General features: G+C 34.7%; 22 protein-coding genes. 11 read left to right on the top strand and 11 right to left on the bottom strand.

Going from position 1 to position 19728, the window contains the following annotated elements; genetic code table 11:
- Positions 1-352: 352 nt before the first annotated feature.
- The 3 genes from DNJ75_RS11560 to DNJ75_RS11555 are packed head-to-tail and all read right to left on the bottom strand — an operon-like array spanning position 353 to position 1724.
- Complete coding sequence (locus DNJ75_RS11560) at positions 353-1273, bottom strand: Rpn family recombination-promoting nuclease/putative transposase (RefSeq protein ID WP_117003611.1); 921 nt, start codon at positions 1271-1273, stop codon at positions 353-355.
- 6 nt (positions 1274-1279) lie between these two features.
- The gene (locus DNJ75_RS15735) at positions 1280-1414 is read right to left on the bottom strand and encodes a helix-turn-helix domain-containing protein (RefSeq protein WP_263479611.1); all 135 of its coding nucleotides are present in this window, start codon (positions 1412-1414) and stop codon (positions 1280-1282) included.
- Between the two features lie 37 nt (positions 1415-1451).
- On the bottom strand, positions 1452-1724 hold the full coding sequence (locus tag DNJ75_RS11555) for a hypothetical protein (RefSeq protein ID WP_117003610.1): 273 nt from the start codon (positions 1722-1724) through the stop codon (positions 1452-1454).
- 176 nt (positions 1725-1900) lie between these two features.
- On the opposite strand from DNJ75_RS11555, the gene DNJ75_RS11550 reads away from it, so the two are divergent.
- Entirely contained in the window at positions 1901-2395 is a 495-nt protein-coding gene (locus tag DNJ75_RS11550) for a hypothetical protein (protein ID WP_150468923.1), read from the top strand.
- A gap of 253 nt (positions 2396-2648) precedes the next feature.
- On the opposite strand, the gene DNJ75_RS11545 is transcribed toward DNJ75_RS11550, so the two are convergent.
- Positions 2649-3659 (bottom strand): agmatine deiminase family protein, encoded by a 1011-nt coding sequence (locus DNJ75_RS11545; RefSeq protein WP_117003608.1) that lies wholly within the window; start codon positions 3657-3659, stop codon positions 2649-2651.
- Positions 3660-3911: 252 nt separating this feature from the next.
- On the bottom strand, positions 3912-4805 hold the full coding sequence (locus tag DNJ75_RS11540; protein ID WP_117003607.1) for a hypothetical protein: 894 nt from the start codon (positions 4803-4805) through the stop codon (positions 3912-3914).
- A gap of 604 nt (positions 4806-5409) precedes the next feature.
- Between DNJ75_RS11540 and DNJ75_RS11535 the strand changes: the two genes are divergently transcribed.
- Together DNJ75_RS11535 and DNJ75_RS11530 are read left to right on the top strand one after the other, a co-directional pair.
- On the top strand, positions 5410-6795 hold the full coding sequence (locus tag DNJ75_RS11535; protein WP_150468924.1) for an MFS transporter: 1386 nt from the start codon (positions 5410-5412) through the stop codon (positions 6793-6795).
- The gene (locus tag DNJ75_RS11530; protein ID WP_117003605.1) at positions 6792-7613 is read left to right on the top strand and encodes a LuxR C-terminal-related transcriptional regulator; all 822 of its coding nucleotides are present in this window, start codon (positions 6792-6794) and stop codon (positions 7611-7613) included. Before DNJ75_RS11535 ends, DNJ75_RS11530 begins: the two co-directional genes overlap by 4 nt.
- Before the next feature lie 212 nt (positions 7614-7825).
- Here the strand turns inward: DNJ75_RS11530 and tnpC are convergent, their stop codons facing one another.
- The 4 genes from tnpC to DNJ75_RS11510 form a co-directional block, all read right to left on the bottom strand.
- Positions 7826-9394: an IS66 family transposase gene (gene tnpC, locus DNJ75_RS11525; protein ID WP_150468925.1), complete on the bottom strand. Its 1569-nt coding sequence runs from the start codon at positions 9392-9394 to the stop codon at positions 7826-7828.
- A 73-nt stretch (positions 9395-9467) separates the two neighbouring features.
- On the bottom strand, positions 9468-9815 hold the full coding sequence (gene tnpB / locus DNJ75_RS11520) for an IS66 family insertion sequence element accessory protein TnpB (protein ID WP_117003603.1): 348 nt from the start codon (positions 9813-9815) through the stop codon (positions 9468-9470).
- Positions 9815-10117, bottom strand: a complete 303-nt coding sequence (tnpA, locus tag DNJ75_RS11515; protein ID WP_117003602.1) for an IS66 family insertion sequence element accessory protein TnpA — start codon at positions 10115-10117, stop codon at positions 9815-9817. The genes tnpB and tnpA overlap by 1 nt, the downstream gene beginning before the upstream one ends.
- Before the next feature lie 44 nt (positions 10118-10161).
- Positions 10162-11253 carry a hypothetical protein gene (locus DNJ75_RS11510; RefSeq protein ID WP_117003601.1) on the bottom strand — a complete coding sequence of 364 codons (1092 nt, stop codon included), beginning with the start codon at positions 11251-11253 and terminating at the stop codon, positions 10162-10164.
- A gap of 508 nt (positions 11254-11761) precedes the next feature.
- Here DNJ75_RS11510 and DNJ75_RS11505 point away from each other — a divergent pair.
- Together DNJ75_RS11505 and DNJ75_RS11500 are read left to right on the top strand one after the other, a co-directional pair.
- Positions 11762-11989, top strand: coding sequence for a hypothetical protein (locus DNJ75_RS11505; protein ID WP_117003600.1), 228 nt, complete (start codon positions 11762-11764; stop codon positions 11987-11989).
- 15 nt (positions 11990-12004) lie between these two features.
- On the top strand, positions 12005-12397 hold the full coding sequence (locus tag DNJ75_RS11500; protein WP_117003599.1) for a hypothetical protein: 393 nt from the start codon (positions 12005-12007) through the stop codon (positions 12395-12397).
- A gap of 14 nt (positions 12398-12411) precedes the next feature.
- Here the strand turns inward: DNJ75_RS11500 and DNJ75_RS15840 are convergent, their stop codons facing one another.
- On the bottom strand, positions 12412-12525 hold the full coding sequence (locus DNJ75_RS15840) for a helix-turn-helix domain-containing protein (RefSeq protein ID WP_117003598.1): 114 nt from the start codon (positions 12523-12525) through the stop codon (positions 12412-12414).
- On the bottom strand, positions 12489-13064 hold the full coding sequence (locus DNJ75_RS11490; RefSeq protein WP_117003597.1) for a recombinase family protein: 576 nt from the start codon (positions 13062-13064) through the stop codon (positions 12489-12491). Before DNJ75_RS11490 ends, DNJ75_RS15840 begins: the two co-directional genes overlap by 37 nt.
- 447 nt (positions 13065-13511) lie before the next feature.
- On the opposite strand from DNJ75_RS11490, the gene DNJ75_RS11485 reads away from it, so the two are divergent.
- The 6 genes from DNJ75_RS11485 to DNJ75_RS11460 all read left to right on the top strand — a co-directional run.
- Positions 13512-14534 (top strand): ParA family protein, encoded by a 1023-nt coding sequence (locus tag DNJ75_RS11485; protein WP_170137229.1) that lies wholly within the window; start codon positions 13512-13514, stop codon positions 14532-14534.
- A gap of 22 nt (positions 14535-14556) precedes the next feature.
- Entirely contained in the window at positions 14557-16182 is a 1626-nt protein-coding gene (locus DNJ75_RS11480) for a hypothetical protein (protein WP_117003595.1), read from the top strand.
- A gap of 3 nt (positions 16183-16185) precedes the next feature.
- Positions 16186-17541 (top strand): replicative DNA helicase, encoded by a 1356-nt coding sequence (dnaB, locus tag DNJ75_RS11475; RefSeq protein WP_117003594.1) that lies wholly within the window; start codon positions 16186-16188, stop codon positions 17539-17541.
- Between the two features lie 18 nt (positions 17542-17559).
- Positions 17560-17877 carry a hypothetical protein gene (locus DNJ75_RS11470; RefSeq protein ID WP_117003593.1) on the top strand — a complete coding sequence of 106 codons (318 nt, stop codon included), beginning with the start codon at positions 17560-17562 and terminating at the stop codon, positions 17875-17877.
- Between the two features lie 54 nt (positions 17878-17931).
- Positions 17932-18522 carry a hypothetical protein gene (locus tag DNJ75_RS11465; RefSeq protein ID WP_157968320.1) on the top strand — a complete coding sequence of 197 codons (591 nt, stop codon included), beginning with the start codon at positions 17932-17934 and terminating at the stop codon, positions 18520-18522.
- Between the two features lie 180 nt (positions 18523-18702).
- Positions 18703-19728 (top strand): hypothetical protein (locus DNJ75_RS11460; protein WP_157968319.1); only part of this gene is annotated, 1026 nt, incomplete at its 3' end.

Below are 19728 nucleotides of genomic sequence, written 5' to 3'. Positions count from 1 at the left end.
GATAGCATAGTACGTACTAATGGGAGTGTGTGCGCTCGTTTCGGAAAACCCCCATTGACTTATAACACCAACCTTGACACATCAGACAAAACCAACCACTTTTGATTATATTTCAGGCTCAGCAAATTTTTCACTGCAACAAGTAAAAGAAAATAGGCAACGTAGGTTGCGTTGAAAGTTAGCGTATCCATGATCGATTATCTAAAACCTCAAATAACCTAAACCAACGACAGCGTAAGCATAACATCAAGTAACGATAACCTTGTTTGTGGCTCCCGATACAAATACGCTTCACCGAATCCCTGGCACGTTTGCATCGGTCACATTTGACTTTAAAATTTGACTTCATGGATTAGTGTTGTGTTTTGCTGTCCACTTCTTTTTTAAGCTTAAGCACCGTATCAAGGTCGAGTCCAGTACACTTGATAACTAAATCACTAGCTAAACCCTCAACGAGCATACTACGTGCCGTTTCCTGTGCCTTTCGCATTTCTGCTTTTTGCTCCCACTGCTGTCTTAGAGTCATAATATCAACCCCTGTTAAGTTGTCTAATTTCTTTAACGTCTCACTTGCTACATACTCTGAATCTAAATCCAAACTCATAAGCAAATTAACAAACGCTTTCTTAAAATCTTTACCATCAAAATAATTAGCAAGTTCAGGGTGTGATTCCAATAACGCTACTAATCTCTTGGCAAGTTCTTTATCTCTTGCGTATTTTAGCACCAATTCAAAGAAAAACCTAAACCCTTGTTTGGCAATTTCATCATCACTCATCACGGTTAGGTCTATTAGCCGTATATCATTAAAGGCATATTTCTGTGCCAGTGTTTTACTCTCGAAACAATCAAAAATACTGACACTATGCGGGTACTTTTCCTTTGTACCATGATAAAGCAAGATCGGCATAACAATAGGTAACTTGTCGTTGCCCTTAGCTAAGTGCTTTTCCATTATCCTTATCACGTACTTATGGAATCTAAAAGGCAAAAGATCATGCCCTTTTAAACCGCTTTCATGCTCTATCAAAAGATAAATATAGGCTTTTTTGCCCTTAATAGGGATACTCCAAAGCACATCGCTAATTAACTTTCTAAGCTCGGGGTCAATATGCTCACTGGGTTCAAGCTGCATTTTGTCAAACTCTGCAAGATTAGATAACTCTTGCGGCAATACTTGCCTAATAAGTTGCTCGGCAATGTCTCGTTGCTCAAGGTTGAATTTGACAAATTCATCATATTTGGGTTTGTTAAGATCTTTTTTCTTGGTCATTAATGCTTACCACTTAACCACTCGCTGCAAATGATCTATTTCGTTTTCAGTCACACCTAACATTTTTGCAATAACTGACCTTGGCATACCGTCTTTAATCATTTCGTAAGCTTCATTGATTTTATTTTGTTGATTGTCCATACGCATTATCCTTACTATTGTTAGTTAGTCATTGATCTTACCTTATCGGCTCCCACCTCTCAACTGCCATTACAAAATCATTGCTATAACCATTTTCGTCTCTAACTTCCTTTAACCAATCCGCAATCGCATCGTGTAAGTCGTAGGTTTCCTTGGCTTTGGCAAGGTTGGATAAGCCGACAGTGACACTGCACCTTTCAATGTAGGTGTTGGTGTCGTTGGGTTTGGTGAAGTCACAGCGTAGATGACAACGCCATGATTTTATTTTGCCTGATTTTTTGCGGGGTTTGGGTTGTTTTTTGGTTACCAAAAATTTTTGTCCTTTATAACAGTTCTCAAAGCCATATTATATATGGATTTATACCCAAAAAGCACTCTTAAGATTACCTCTCAGCGCACGATCCTTAGTAGTGATGTATTATTTAGACTTGATTGGCTAACATATCTTTGGCAGACTATCAAAAAACATTTTGGTTTGTGTGTGTTATGTCTATACCAATATCATTAGTACGTGACAACTGCGATGATTTAATTGATGCCTTTGATTATATTGACAACATTAGTTCGATGATTGAAGAACGCTATCATGGTGATCAATTGCAAGCCAATAACCTCATTACTGAAATTGCTGTTTCAATCTACAAAATCACTCATGAGAAGTATAATTTATTAGCACTAATTGTCATTAGTTTTCATGGTTGGAATTTATGCCAACTATCTTATGAGGTATCCGAATATACTTTTAACAAAAAGTTTGAGAAAAAAGTTAAGGAACTTCATCGCGAGCTTAAAAGCAATAAGATGATTATGTCACCTAAAGCGATTGCTAAAGCCCTGTACATAGCATACCAATTGAAATTAGCGTATTACGATGACGAAGAATTTGATATAAAACTATTATCCTTTGATCTTGCTCCCGACCATGATGATGATATGTGTTTACAAGTACAATGGCAAAGAGAAGAGTTTGATTATCACTGATCAAACACTGCCTTATAATCATCCCTGTTCAGCTTAAACGTCATTTCCTTGTTTATTACCCGCCTACCTATAACAATACTCAGATTAATAAATATCGTATCCATGCTCAATACCGAGAAAGTAGTTAACATGTAGGGAAGGTGATCAATCAAAAAATTTACATTGCAATTTTGGTGTGTAATCCTTAAATGAAAATCAAGGAAGCCAAGGTATTATTGTGATTATTGACTTAAAGATAATCTTGTTTAACTAACTACTTTTTTTGCTTATTTTTTAAAAACTCCACCAACTTTTCCTTATTATCTCCTCTTATTTGTAAAGACATACAACGTACACCACCACCCATTTTACAAATCTGTGATGACATCACAGGAATAATTTTTTTAGATGTCATAGATTTAATCTTAGATGTCATAGATTTAATCTGCTTTAACGCAATTTTATCTTCTGGTATGTCGAACTGAGGAAAATAAATACTACTTTCAGTTACAAGCATATTTGTATATATACCACATGCAGAACCAAAACTCTCATCGTATATATCACTATCATCATACGAAGTAATGATTTCATGTATTGCTACTTTTGGAAGTCCTCGCTTCAGATCTTCCTTTAGTTTCTTAGAATAGGTTTTGTCATATGGATAACTATTAATAACGAGTGTATTATAATCTATAAAACTAACGACTCCATCTGCATGTTCTAGCCCACCCTGCTCATCAGCTTCAATAAATGCTATATTATTTACTGAAACTAATGACTTTAGCACTTCTTTTGCATCTTTTTCTAAAAGATTATTATCATTTAAAAACTTTCTACTAATCACAATATTGCCTGAATAATCATCAACCCAATTGCCACCATCATTTAGTAAGTTTGTTTCAACAAACGACAAGTTAGCATCTTTTACTAATCCATAAAAGTCATTTTGTACTTCATCAGCTAAATATTGTCCTTTTTTACCTCCTCCCTGCCCTGCTGCTGTATATCTAAAGATTAAAGGGTTTATCGGATTTACTAATGTAAAATCTCTCATCCATATATCTTTCATTGGGCACAATAGAATATTGCTTACATCTATAGCCTTTGCATATTTTGAATAATTTTTTTGATCGCTAAGAATAATAACTTTATCACCATTATCAATTATTTTTTCAGCATATCTAGTTTGAAAATCAATAATATCATTTTCAACTTTCTCATAATATTTTGTTGTTGGCGCTGCCAAAACTATAAGCTCATTACTAACTACAGACAAAGACATTGTAAAAATTACCAAATAAATAGATAAAAACAATTTTACGTTTTAAATCATATCAAGTCACTTTCTTATTGTATGAATCCACCTCATTTAACAAGCAATCCTTGAAATTTCAAACGCATTTATTGTATCAGATGCGGTTACACCGTTATCATTATTAGCATTAGGCATTAACCATATCTGCTATTACGTTAATTTTGCAGCGTTTTAATATTAAGGCTTTGAGCACTTTCATAAAACTTATGTTTTATCAGTTTATAATTTCTGGGCATGATTTGTCTCATTAGACTGATGTGTTTCGCTTATTATCTGCTCAAAGAAAATCGAAACGGGCACAGATTTTTTTTCAGCCTTAGCTTGCTTATATAAATTTTCAGTCCATTTATCTCGGTTTAAGGATGGCTTGATGTCATTTGTCATTTGAGCAATACTACTGATTAGTTTTTCTTGATACTCATCAGGTTTCAAATAAATATTTTTTTTGTTTGCTTCAATGGCTTTGGCAATATTATCTGGAACAACATACTTTCCGATTCCTGTATCTACCTCTTTTCCTGCAATATTTAAAAACCAACGACCATGAACCTTTGTAGATGCTTTTTGACATAGCCCTTGTAAAAATTTTCGATTATCAGATGCATTATCAGATGCATTATCATGACATAATTCTTTTTGCAGCCCGCTTAATATATTTCTCACATAGGTGTTACATGTGTATTGTTTATAGTTTAATTCAGAGCTACGTATTTTTTCATTTTCATGTTTTATATAAGTATTAAGCGTAACTTCATCCAAATTTAATTTAAATAAATTTCCTTTACCCGCTACATGCTGTATCTTCGAATTTGGATATTTGCATTCAAACAGTTTCATAGAGTCATTATGATCAAAAATACCAAAATCAGGATCTTTAACTTTTGGTACTGGTAATTCAATTTCACCCTTGCATAACTCTCTTTGTTGACTACGAAGAAGTAGCATTAACTCAATGACTCTGACCTTATCATCTTTTCTTACCCAAAAACAAGAATGCCCATCATGGTCAGTCTTCCCATTCAGATATGCATATATTCCATTATCTGCAATACTATCTACATTAAACCCTATAGTTTTGGCAATTTTTCTACTTTCAGATGCTGCATTAGGCATATTTTAACCCCACCCATAATACAAATACATATTGATAAATATTATTAACTCTGAATCGATTTAGCATCCATTGAAATACGTGATTTCTCAATTTAGTCAAAATGATGGATTTTTCAATTTAAACGTCGGTTTTTCCGACACTTTGTAGAAATTCTTAGCATACATGAATGCAGCCACTTTAATCTTTACTGACTCACTCGGCACCGTATAAGGTTTCTTCAAATAAAACACCCCAGTATACCTATACCTTATCGGTAATTTTTGCCTTTTATCCTCAAGCTTGGCTATCGTTTTGTTTATATAATCAATGGCATTATTGAAGTCTGCTTCACTGGATTACTCAATAAAGGTTTTCTTTTTATAATTGAGCAAATGCACAATTTGGTTAAGCATATTAACGTCATTTTTAATGTGTTTACGTTCAGCGACCATAATTAGGTTCTTCATATGCTTATTAGACAAGATAGGTAATATACACGGCTAAAGTCAATGATAGTCGTTTATGAAGCCTTAAAAAGCAACTGGCGTTTCGTCTGGTTTTATACATTCAGAAGCAAATTAATACATTTATGTTTAAGTTATATTTTCCCTGATGTGCTAGGGTTTGACCACAAGTAATGGAAAGATTTGGTTGCCAATTATAAATCTGAGTTCTTGCTGTAACTTTGTTTTTTTGGCGTTTTGTGCACAAAACTATAAGGAGCAATGGTGGGTTTTGGTCATATTTATGGCGACCCGTGCTGTATCGCTTATGGAAACAAATAAGAAAAAGGTTTTCCCCATTGTAATCAGTGGTATATTAGAGTCCTATGATGTAGTTTTATACGGTCTACTTGCCCCCGTTTTTGCTAAAATATTTTTTCCTGATGATTTTAAGCATTCACTACTAGCAGCTTTTTTAATTTTTTCGATTAGTTTTTTTGTAAGACCTTTTGGCGCCGTTTTATGGGGTTACATAGGCGATAAATATGGCAGAAAGGTAGTTTTAATAACAACGTTAACAATGATGTCTATAGTTTCTGCAGGAATGGCTTGTGTACCAACATATCAGAGCATAGGCATCGCATCTACAATAATCATCCTGTTATTCAGGTTAATTCAAGGCCTTGCTTTCAGTGGTGAACTTCCGACAATAATGGTTATGTTATACGAAGTAGCCCCTGACAATAGAAAAGCTACCTATAGCAGTTTATGGGATGTTGTGTCTAATTCAGGATTAGTTATAGGCATACTAATTATCACTCTATTACATAGTATATTAGATGTGAAAGAGGTTCATGCGTGGGGGTGGCGGTTATGTTTTGGTATTTCCGTATTATTTACTTTTATCATTGGCTACATACGGATTAGTACCATTGAAACCAAACCACAATATAGTCATTACTCATTCTATACGTTAAGGCATCACTGGAAAAATATCATCAAAATAATGCTTTATATGTCTAGTCTAAACTTCCTGTATTATACCATTATGCTCTTTAACAAAGTGACTATTTTCAAGAATTCGGCACTTAAATTATCTGATTTCCAAGCAACAATGATACATTTTTCGGTTGTTCTTGTCTTTGTTATTATGTTACCAATTATGGGTTTTGTTGCAGACAAAATCGGATTGAAAAAATCTTCAAACATCACACTATGGATATTGATATTCATTTCTGCTCCATTATACTACTGTTTAGTATTTGGCAACATACCATTACTGCTATTGGCTTGCTTCACAATGTCAACGGCTTTAGCGTTGCTTGCATCTGCCTATGCACCGATGTTCTTAAGAGATTGTCCAATAGATCATCGCATATCTATTCTTGGAATAGCTTTTTCTCTATCAATTTTAATTGGATCATTTACCCCAAGTGTTAACGAAGCATTATCAATTCTATTAAATACTAAAATGGCTCCAGTTATTTATTTTATTTTATCCGTGGTGATATCTCTCATAGTTCTGAATGTTGATAAAATTCATTTCCGAGGAGTAACGAAATCATGATCGATGCAAAAAAATTGGATGCAAATTCGCATATTATACGAATTATCCCAAGTATCAGGAAAATTTCAGCAAAGTTTACTCAGGAAACAAATATTCATTTTTCATCTTTAATAATCAATCATTGCAATGGTACATCGAGTGATTTTTGCGCATGTCCTGAAGAATGGGTTAGGCATTCCTATAAAAAATATGATGTAGCCAAAATAGCTAAACATAGGCTGATTACTGGAATTAATTACTGGAAAAGGAATAAAAGCCAATATATTTCTGAAGCAGCTGAAGATGCACGCGAAAATTTTGATATGGATGCAAGAATTGATTTTATCTACCGAGATCAACATCAAAACAAATATTATCAGTATAGCTTTTATGCAAACAAAAAACATGCTGATGAAGCTTATCGTTTCTATGATTTACAAAGAGCAAAGCTTTTAAAATTTATTAGCTATTTTAACGAGAAAGCCAAAGAAATTATTATTGATGGGCTAAAAACAGAAAATGTTGTTAAGTTTGGAGAACATCTACCACCTTATGATCAAATCAAACGAAGTTATGCACACGAATTATTGCAGGAAAATGCTAGCTTTGATCTCAGCGACAGAGAGTTTGAAGTGCTTATATTATACGCTAGTGGTTGCAGTGCAAGTCAAATAGCCAAAATGTTAAATAAGTCCATAAATACAGTGTCCACACATCTCAAAATTATTCGTAGTAAAACTTACTGTAATGATAAAAAATCACTAAGACGCTACCTAATTGACCATGGATGGGATGGACTTGAGCGCTTTTTTTTTAGTTATATTCCATCAGTAGACTAGGTTCGTATACTATTTTTTCACCTAAAAAGTTTCAAATTCACTCAAAATAGGCAAGTCTCACGGTGTTCACGCACCTTCTTGTCACATTAGCAATTCGCTTTTTATAATCGCTCTGACCCGTTACAATTAGTTCTCACACTTCAATGCACCCTCAATATGTAAGCGCTCCATAAACCCACCTATTTATCTAGCAAACAATATACTACGCATGTCTATGCCGTCCTCTTCTGGGCAGATTTTAATTTAGGTAAATGTGCTGAAGCATATTTTGGTGTAAGCATTTCATAATCTTTATCCGTTTTGGCATCACCAATGCGATCGAAGACATACCTTAAGTAATCAAACACCTTGAGGTTGTAAAGTTTAGCGTTTTCAACCAGTGTAAATAAATTGGCACTGGCTTTGGCACTCTCACAGTGACCTGTAAAGAGCCAGTTTTTACGTCCTACGGCAAATGGTCTTATTTTGTTTTCAGTCGCATTGTTATCTATCGGGATATAACCTTCCTCGATGTAAACCAATAAACTCTTCCAATTATTAAGGGTATAACCAATTGCCTTTCCAAGTAAACCCTTTGGTGGTGTGCGATGGATAATGTCATCTAACCTATTTTTGATGGTGTTTAAAATAGGTTTTGCTTTTAATTGCCTTTGCTCTTTAAGTTGTTGATGTGTAAGACCGTCTTTCACTGCCCGACTTTCTATTGCATATAACTTGGCAATAAGCTCAATGATTTCATGCGCTACCCCTTTAGGTGCATTTTTGCCTAATGCTTTAATCACATCCATATATTTACGTCTTGCATGTGCCCAGCAACCTACATTGATTCGATTGCTGTCTTCGCCAAATAAAATATTATAGCCAGCATAAGCATCACTTTGGACATAGCCTTGATAATCATCAAGCTCAGACTTTACATGTTCTCCTGAGCGGGATGCATATTTGTATACGCAACCTTCAGAATTGTTATAAACCCACATATAACCTTTATATGGTCCTGCCGGATGATCTTTGTCCTTTAAGACGATAACGGGCGTTTCATCTGCTTGCATATACGGCAACTGCTTCATTTGCGCCATAATATCATCTACAACAGGTGCAACCTTTTCCCCTAACAATATCATCCAACGGCACATACTAGCCCGTGATAAGTCAACTTCCAGCTCTTGCCATATTCTTTGCTGACGGTATAACGGTAAATGATAGCTATACTTGGCTTGGACAATGTGCGCCAATAAGCCATTAGATGCAATTGATTTAGGAATCACCTGACCTGTAATAGCAGCCGTTTTAACACCATATTCTTCATATCCTTTAACCGCATACTTATAGCGAACATGTTTGATGACACGAACGTCTTGCGGGATAACATCCAGTTGCTCAGATTCTTCTTTGCCAATAATTTCATAGCGCAAACCATTGGGAAGTATAAGCTCACTATCAGGCAGCTTATGTTCAACAATTTCACGTGGTAGATAATCAGGTAGTGGTTGGCGTTTGCCACGCTTTTTGGTTCTCGTGTGACCTGGTACATTAATCACCTCACCAGAATCATTATCAATAATGACGCCTGTTTCAGCCTCATCAAATAAATCGATTTGATTGGGATCAACATAGCTTTCAGCAGACCGCCCATATTTACGAGCCAAAGCAATTTTTAATGCTTCCTTTAATTGCTCAATAAGGACGTCCTTAGCGGCAAGGGAAATTTGATGCGCGTGAACCGTATTTTCAAGCTCTTTAACACGATGCATTAAAGCTTCCATCTCACTGCTAGTCACATCAAAAAACCCTTAGTTTCAATGCGGAAATTATACCATAAAAACCCTTTAAAAGCCTTATTTTAATTAGCTTTTAAGCAAAAATATCATACCTTTTTTCAGCATGTCCTTGCAGGTTTTGGTAAGCCAAGCCAGAGAGTAACCATTGCAGTTGATTGGCAGACAAATTTACCTCTGATTTATCACTATAGATCAACTTAAAGCGTTCACTTTCCAGTCGTTTATACCACAGTGCGAAGCCGTTTTTATCCCAATAGAGTATTTTGATTTTATCTTTAATCTTATTGCCAAACACATAATATGCACCATCGGTGACGTTCGATGAAAAATGTGTTTCAGCAAGCAGCATTAAACCATCAATGGACTTACGCATATCTACTGGGAAGTTGGCTATGTAAATAGGTGTTTTTGCAACAAGCATTACATAGGAACCTTTAGCAGGATGCCGTGCGGCAAATTTATTTCGATGAATTTAGTGTTTAAACCTTCGTGATAAGTCGTCTCAGGCAATTCATCGGGTAGCGTCGTGACTTTCGCAAAGCTGACGTTTTCACTTTTATTTGTCCATCTGGTGCTGGGGTTAAATCTCCCTGATGCTAATCCTTCGGTGCGCCAGCGTTTAAATATTCTGTAGTCTATATCGTGTTGCTTGCAAAATTGAGGTTGCGTTAAGCCAGATTGTTCCCAGCGTTTGATGGCTTCATACCATTGCTCTTCTGTCATGAGATAAAACTCTTTGTATTATCAATACAATCAGTTTGCCAGATTTAAAACAGTATTCTAGATGAGGTTCGTGGAGCGCTTACACTATTGGGTTTACAACGTAAATTATAAGCAAGATTACTAGATTGGCTCCAAGATGAATTGCCAATTCTTTCTACGCAATCTGCTGACAATATCCCATTTTTAAATATTACATTGCTACAACTGCTTTGATAAGAACCGTTGGGTAACTTTTGCTCACATTGTAAGTTATTATCTAAAAAAATTACTTGACTCCCCGAAGGACAACTATCCATATAATTTAATGAATAGTTTCTAGTATCCAAACCATTATTGCAGTCTGCATTTAATTGTCCATTTGTATAGTTAATATTTTTACACATAGTCGTGTAGCTACCGGCAGGGATATTCTTTGATGGTGTTATATTTTGTTTTAAATTTACCAAGTGTATTGTTGGCGTCTTATTATAATTTGGGTATGACGCAAAAGGACTAATTTTTACTACATTGTTACCACCTATGCTATCAGCTAGATAAAAATCATCCTTATCTGTAGTAGTTAATTTTAGATATATATTAACATGACCTGCTGAAAAAATTGGAGCCATAACAAGTGCTCCTAAGCCTAGGGCATCTAAAAGTTCAGAATCAGCTAAATTGATCATTGAAGTTTCTAAAGACGGGGTGACTATTTCTGCCACCAAACTTGTATCTGCCTTCCCATGAAGATATATTAGCCCTCCAACAGTAAAATTATTAAGATAACTACCAGACTGACCATCTGTCGCAACAATTAATTGTAAGTCATCATCTTTGGCTTGAGTAAAATCCAATACGTTAGGGTCATTGACTAACATCTGATAATTTATTGTTGAGCAAGCTCTAGGCGAAAGTTTAAAGATTACAGGTGCATTATTCATGTGATCAATATGATATTTTGAGTCAGCTAACGTAGAACAAGTATTATCTACGCCAGTGCAACTTGTGATTTTGCTCTGATATTGTCGATACGCCGCGATATAATAATTTTCACCAATAGGACTGTTATTACATATCTCTGTACTAAAATTGACCCAGCTACTTGCTTGCGCATTGACATAATTTAATATTAATATAATACTTAGAAAATATTTCATTTTTTTTTCTCATGTGACATTTACGTAATAGTATATATAAGTAACAACTTATTGCAAGTATATCAAATAATACTCAGATTAAGTACTGTCATAGACTTGACAAGATGTTAAAATAAATCTAATAGGTAACCCTAATGTATCTACAAAGGTATACACCTTAGTTGTGCAGCCTTCTTTATAACACTTACGAACTGCTCTGAAATGACCATACTGCTTTGGCAAAACCCGCCTTTGACATCCAGTACGCAAGCGTTATAAATATAATATATAGCCTCTATAAAACGGCGAATACCGTCTGTTTTTTTAACATGTATGCCTTTTACCATTTGCAAAAACGTATAAATCTTTTTTTAAAATTCGTTACTTACGGTAGGTTTTAAACAAGTTTCATGTACCATTTTTTAATTCACCTTAAAAATTTCAAATTCACTCAAAATGGGTGAGTCACTAATGGTAAGTTTGTATTACTATAATCATAGGTTGGTGTATATATTTTTGGATTATGAAAATGCCTTTTTTGAGTCAAATCAAACCAGATAATATTAAGTTCACACTCATTAATGGGTCAACTCAGCAGGGTGTAAGTCTTAATGATGTTAATCTATTCTGTCTAACTCATTTCGGCGATCAAGCCCATTTAGCCAAACAAAAACTACTCTCTGGTGAATCTGTCTTAATCCTTGGCAAAGGCTATTTACGCTTGCAACCCATTGAACAGAATGCCGTCCTGTTTTAACACGAGGAGTCAACGATGAGCGAAGAACTATTAACCCTTTTGACCTCAAGTTTAGAAGCTTATGATGCAATTATTATTGCTGAGGATAAAAATACGTATATCCATGGTGTTATTGATGCAGTGCAGAAAGTTAATGAAAAATACTTGCTCCCCATCTATATTGCTAAAACCACTTCTCAACTTGCCAGATTGAAACAAAAGCTTGATGCAACTGCACTAAGAACCTTTTATATTTTAGACAATAAGTACACCATTGAGGAAAATGAGCCTAAAGGTCAGGAGCTAATTGAACAATGGCAACTTGAAAATGATTGCGTCATGATCACCTCAAGCTATTTTGACATGCGTGACCAAAAACTACCATACCCTGTCTTTGATAAACTGATGCCTGAATTTGATCTTTGCTAACGATTGGTGATTTTTTAACTTACCGATTTTCTGAGAATTTTATAAACACTATCCCGACAAATACCCAACTCATTGGCAATTTTGGTGGCACCTATGCCTTGGCAATAGCATTTTCTTGCGCTTCCCATCTATATAAAGTTGCACGTGATACTTTTGCCATCTTCGCTAAGTAGCTCACTGTATAATTGCCACTTTTCATTTTATCTACAATTTCACGTCTGATGTTTGCATCAGTGCCATAACGTCTACCTTTATACTTACCTTTTTCTTTTGCTCTTTGGACTCCATCAAAAATGCGCCTGTTAATTAATTTACGCTCGAACTCTGATATTGAACACATCATGCCAAAAAGCAACATGCCTATATCAGTGTTAGTATCCATCTGTTCTTTAAGTGATATAAAAGATACGCCTTTATTTTTCAATAGCATTATAATATCGATCAAATCTTTTAAACTGCGCCCTAGCCTATCAATAGCAGTAACAACAATAGCATCGCCTGACTTTGCTGTTTCTAATAACGCTGTCAATTTTGGTCTTTTTGCACTGGCTCCACTGATAGATTCTGAAAAGACTTCATCGCAGCCTGATTTTTTAAGTTTCAAAATTTGATCATCTAACGAAGCGCATTGCTTTTTAGTTGACACTCTCGCATAGCCATATTTCATTTAATCGGTCAAAGTGTATTGTAATTTACTTATATCATACATTTATTTGCGAGATATTTATATGAAACACTTTGATATTTCAAGATGACGTAAGCCTACGCCTTATATAATAAGGCTCTAAACCTCATAGGTTAAAATTTAAACTTCACCCAATTTTTTAGTGTACGTTAGACTATAGTCTAATGTGACAGTTTGGTGTGTCCTGTTCTTTTTATCGATGCTGTTGTTAGGGTCGGTTAATATAAATGTCGCGTAACAACTTCTTAAGGTGAGTATTGTATTTGTTGCGTAATAACTGTTGAGTGATGACTATTAAAATTTATTTGCTTGCTGCATTTTTAATCTGAATTGACAGTTTTGCACAAAAATATCTAAAAATGTATTTACATGACTAACTTTATATATTTAAATATGAATATGCACTTAAATATAAAGGATAATATCAATATGAGTAAGTCATGGACTCCTAACCAAATTTTGAAATTATATCGATCAACAAAAACAAAAACTGCCCTTTTGAATGAAGAAGGTAAAACTATACCTTTAGCTACTAGGGAAAAGAGAGGTGCTTATGATGTTAGAGTTTGGCATAACGAGGATTTACCTGATATTGGCAAAAAGTTTGGTTTTTTAAAGCAGCCAAAAGATAAAAAAATAATCGTTGTTAACTCTCAGAAAGGTGGTGTTCTTAAGTCAACTATTGCATACCAATTAGCTAGAGTTTTGGCAATACATGGAATCAAGACACTAGGCATAGGGCTAGAAGTTGCTCAAAGAAGTTTTACCTTATATATGCAGCCACCTTTGATAGATGAAGATAATGATGATATTGAGCAAATTGAGGCAATGCTAAACAAGCCTGTTTATGGTTTATATCATTTAGCTACTGGTGAAAATAGTTTTGAAGAAGTTATACAGAACACAGACTTGCCAACTTTGGATTACATTCCCGAAACCCCAGAATTACAATTGCTTGAAAATAAGATAATGCATGAGGTTAAACGCGAATTATATCTAGATAGATTGCTAACACCAATTAAAGATAATTATGATGTTATTATTTTAGATACCTCTGCTTATTTTAATAGTCTATTTGTCCAAAACGCGTTAACAATGGCTACAGACATAATATACCCAATAGGTTGTAAAATGGGTGATTACAGTACTGTTGCCACCACTATAAGCCAAGTTAATGAGTTTAAAAATAAAGTTCAACCAAATTGGAATAGCTTTTCAATTGTTCCAGTAAACCTGAAAATGAACTCAAAAAATAGCAAATACTTCAACAACCTCATAAGAGCAACTTTTAAGGATAGTGTTACAGCAGGGAGTATAAGAGTTGATGAAACAACTGCTGATGATGCAACAATGGATGATATTTCAGTAATAGAACATAAGCCAACATCTCCATTAGCTTCTGATTATTATAATATTTTTTACGAGCTTTGGAATGAAAAAATATCCTCATAAATAAATGTAGGTAGACTTAAATATGGCAGCAAAAAAAAGAGAAGATCGTTTAAATAAATTTGCATCAAAAATACAAGTTGGAGAAACATCATCGTTAATTAGTTTGAATCTTCAAAAATCAGAGGCATTTGATGCAATAAAGACTCAAAAAACGGTTAACAAACCTATAACAAACGGTAATCAATCGGTTAACGAACGGTTAACAAAAGAAGAACAAACGGATAGCAAACGGTTAACAGATAATACGGAAACGGTTAACAAACCTATAACAAACGGTAATCAATCGGTTAACGAACGGTTAACAAAAGAAGAACAAACGGATAGCAAACGGTTAACAGATAATACGGAAACGGTTAACAAACCTATAACAAACGGTAATCAATCGGTTAACGAACGGTTAACAAAAGAAGAACAAACGGATAGCAAACGGTTAACAGATAATACGGAAACGGTTAACAAACCTATAACAAACGGTAATCAATCGGTTAACGAACGGTTAACAAAAGAAGAACAAACGGATAGCAAACGGTTAACAGATAATACGGAAACGGTTAACGGAAAAACTTGCAATATCAGTTATGATAGGCTAATAGGTATTCAAAAGGATATTATTAATACTTTATATCAAAGTTCATACTCAAAAATAACATCTAAAATCAATCTGATTGAGGTTTCAAGTAGTGTTCAAAAGAGCATTAACATTATAAAGCAATCCATATCTAGACTACGTGCTAAGAATGTTATCGATATATATGATAGAAAAGACGGTCGAGGTGGCTGGTGTGTTTATATTTTTGATGATGACTTTTATCTTGATATGATAAAAAATCTAAAAAAGGAAAAAACGGTTAACAATAATCCTAATATTAACCCTATATATAATAGTAATACTACTAATACTATAAACAAATATAGTAACGACACCAAAGAGCAAAAACCAACCACACCACAAAATGACCAATTAATCGATTTGATCAAAAAGCAAAACGATCAATTTCAACAACAGATAGCTGAACTTCAAAAACAATTTTTGCAACAAGCTCCACAAGTCCAACCTGAAACTAAAACCGTCACCGTGACAGATTCAGCCGAAACTAATGTAGTTGAATCAGACAATGACAACTGGACTGATCTTGATTTTTCATCATTAACTGAATTTGGCTTTACAAAGCGCCACGTTACTCAGATTAAAAACTTTAATAAAAGCTTAGACGCTGATAACCAATTAACTGTCAATAGCGTCCAAGAGTCCATCGAGCATTATGCCTGGGCTTTGCAAAATCGATTAGATGAAATGGTAAGCTATGCACCTGCTAATAACCGCTTACGTGGATTGATAGGGGTGCTTAAAAAGGGCGGTAACTGGACTGAGGCTAATTATAAGTCACCAGAAGATTTAGCGTTTGAAGCGTCATTGATAGCGAAAAAGGAACGGTTAGAAAAAATCAAAGCGCAAAAAGAAGAAGTATTAAACCTTGAGTTTGAGTTATGGCGTGAATCTTTAACTGCAACTGAACTTACTGACATTGAGGAAAATGGCGAACTTCAAGGCAAGATGCCACCCTCAGCTTTCAAAAATAAGGGTGACAACAAGCACTATGTAGGCGCGCTTAAATCGTACTTTAAAAACAACGTCTACAAGGGATAGACTATGACAAATTTAAATGAAAAGCAAGAAAAGCAACATTCCATCTCAGCCGAAAGATCAGTGATTGGTTCATTGATATTAGATAACGATGTCTATGACCGTATTAGTGATATTTTAACACCACAGGATTTTTTTCACCCCGCCAATAAGTTGATCTATCGACATATCCAAAAGTTGGCAAGTGATGGCAAGGCATATGATGTAGTGACACTTGAAGAATCATTGGCGCAGGAAAGCTTAAGTGATCAAGTCGGTGGGATAGGGTACTTAGCAGAAATTGCCAAAGACACACCAACAACTGTTAATGTTAGAGCTTATGCAGATATTGTCAGAAACAAAGCCATTAAGCGTAAACTGTCGAAAGCACTGCTTGAAGCAAATGAGATGCTACAAGGGCAGGGCTTATCTGAGGAAGATGTATTGGATAAGGTCGAACAAGCTGTTTTAACAGTACGCCAAGATATAGATAGCGGGGATAATGATTTTATTTCAGCTAAGGCAGTGATTCCACAAATCATTGATTACCTTGATGAGCTTTCTGATAATGATGGTTTAGCAGGATTGCCTACTGGCTTTATTGACTTAGATAATAAGCTGTGTGGGTTACGGGAAGAACAACTGATTATCGTTGCAGGTCGTCCGGCAATGGGTAAAACAACCTTTGCGATGAATATAGCTGAAGCGGTGTTAACACAAACAGATAAATCCGTTTTAGTGTTTTCAATGGAGATGTCAGCTAAGGATATTATGATGCGTATGGCTTCATCATTAGGAATGTTACCATTTTCAAGAATACGATCAGCACAGTTAGAAGATGATGATTGGGCTAAATTGACATTGGCATTTACCAAAGTAGAAAACATGAAACTATCGATTGTTGATAAGGCAGCGTTGACACCAATAGAAGTTAAGCATAAAGCGCGTAAGTTTAAACGTGAAAACCCTGACTTAGGGCTAATTGTGATTGATTACTTACAGTTAATGCAAAGCCCTGCGTATCAAAATAATAGAAACCTTGAAATATCGAACATATCAGGACAGTTAAAAGCACTTGCTAAGGAGCTTAAAGTACCTGTGATTGCATTATCTCAGTTAAACCGTGGTCTTGAAGATCGCGCCAATAAAAAACCGATGATGCGTGACTTAAGGGATTCAGGAAGTATTGAACAAGATGCTGATGTGATTATGTTTGTTCATCGTGAAGAAGTGTACAAACCTGATGACCCTGATTTGAAAGGGTTAGCAGAAGTTGTAATTGGCAAGCAAAGAAATGGAGAAATAGGGGATGTTGGCTTGATGTTTAGGGGTGAATTTTGTAAGTTTGCTAATAGAGAATATAGGTTATATGACAACAGATAAAACATAAGGAAAACAGCGATGATTGAATATCTTTTAAAACTGGATGATGACAAAGCACCAAGCAAAAGGCTTGCTAAAATCAAAGATGGTCACTTTTGCATTAGTTACAAAGTAGGTCGTAGAACAGAAACTTATGATATAGCGCTTGAGCGATGCCCAGATCATGCTGAAACAGTTAAATGGGCATGGCACTTATTGGGCAAGGAAACAATGACCAAAGAAGCAGTGGCAGATTTTTTGCTAGTGGCTTTTAATCATAATCAAAAAAAGATGATTGAAATGATTGCTGATCAAATAAAAGGTGTTACTACAGCAAATAACACAAAAGGTGAATAAAATAAAAACCTTGTCACTTAGTGTCATTTTGTCAGTTTGCCAATAGAGAGTATAGTGTTTATGATGACAGGTGAGTGTAAAAAAGCAGAAAGTGATGAGGTCATTGAATTGTCTGAAGTTAGACCAGAAAAAATATTCAACAGTAGAGATTTAGGAAGATACTACATATGCCGCCGTTTTTATCCGCAATTCATGCAATTTTTTGGATTTGATGCTGACATTCAGTGTGTGATTGAAGATGAAGAAGATAAAAAAGATAAAAAAGATAAAAACGATAACAAAGAGTCTAAAGCAGCTAAAATAGTCGAAGATGACAATGATATTAATCCAATGGATGCGATGCAAACGTATGGCACATTGAATTATTTTTATACAGAGGTTCAGGGTTATGAATTTTCAGTGAAGTTATTTTCATCACTGAGTTTAGATGAGTTTTTTGGTAAGTTGGTTTTGTTGAATGAAGTCAGACGCTACATTAAAAAACATCATTGCAACGTGAGTGAAGCAATAATCAATCTATTGGCAGATCATGGCGCATTTTGTGTTATTGAACAGGATATTAATGAGATGATTGCGCTTAAATATAGTGAGGAGATAGCGGATTTAGATAATGATATGTGGGGAGATAGTAGGACGGTGCATTGAGTATTTGTGTTGTTATTGTGACTCAATAACTTCATTATGGCGGTGACTGACAATTGAATACGGTTTGCTACATAAAATAAATTTTTATATTTTGTCACCTTGCTACAGTATCTTACAAGAGTCTTTATTGTAGGCATCGATGCTTTTATGCGATGGTCAAAGAGGAAATTTGGGTTAGTTTTGTGCTATACCCTAGTCGGTGTCTTTTTGCTTTTTGTGGTGTCTGTTGGTGATTATGCTCTGGATGTTATAAGTTCAGAAAGTTCCTTAAAAAATCAAGCTAATTCGGCAGTTGATAAGTTTGCTAAACGTGATCATGAAATATTGGACAAAGTACGATCAAGTATTAATAGTGAAACTAACTTCTCGGAGATCAAGATTCATGAGGCAATAGTTTATTATTATGCTGTTTTAAAAGATGTTGCTATAAATAGTTTTTCACCCATTAGTTTGTTTTATATATCAAGTACAGAAGATAGTGTTTATATTGATCAAACGGGTATTTATCATCCAAGACAGGATATTTATCCGATAAGCGAAAAGCGGACATTAATTTCTCATTATTATGGTGCTAATAAAGGTGTAGTTTCTGATATATATCTTGCCTGTCAGGTAGTTAAATATAAACAGCATGTTATTGGTCAAATATGCATCACAGACAAATTTGATACTTTGCATAAAGAAATATTAAAATCAATAAATTCTAATTGGTTTAACATCGATATAAAGCGTATTGGTCATGAGACAATAGTTGAAATTTTAACTCAGAATCTTGTGTTAAATTATTTTGTATTTGTTTCTAAAAAGAGTTGGATTTATATCATTATTTTATGGGTGCTACTATTGCTTAGTTTTATTCATTACAGCATCCGCATATCATGTGAATTAACAGCACTTGAGCAAGCGAGTAAGGATTCACATGATAAGCATGTTTTGATTCGCTATTTTAAGCAAGCCTTTGAATCTCGTTTAAAACGCATAGAAAAATGGGTGTTTGATCAAAATAAAGCAAATCATTTACAAAATACACCTGTAACGGTAAATAGTAAGCATTTAAAAGTGGATCAAACTTATCTGTGTCGAGCATTAGAAAAAAACGATATAGACATAATTATCAATTATTTTCACTTATTAAGTGCACAGAAAAATATAAGATTAAGCTATACAATTGATTTTACCGTTGAGTGCAGACATTTTGACGTCTTT

This window comes from Cysteiniphilum litorale (assembly GCF_003428165.1).
Taxonomy (GTDB): Bacteria; Pseudomonadota; Gammaproteobacteria; order Francisellales; family Francisellaceae; genus Caedibacter; species Caedibacter litoralis.
The sequence above is the reverse complement of the archived record's forward strand: the minus strand, read 5'-3'. Positions and strand labels throughout refer to the sequence as shown.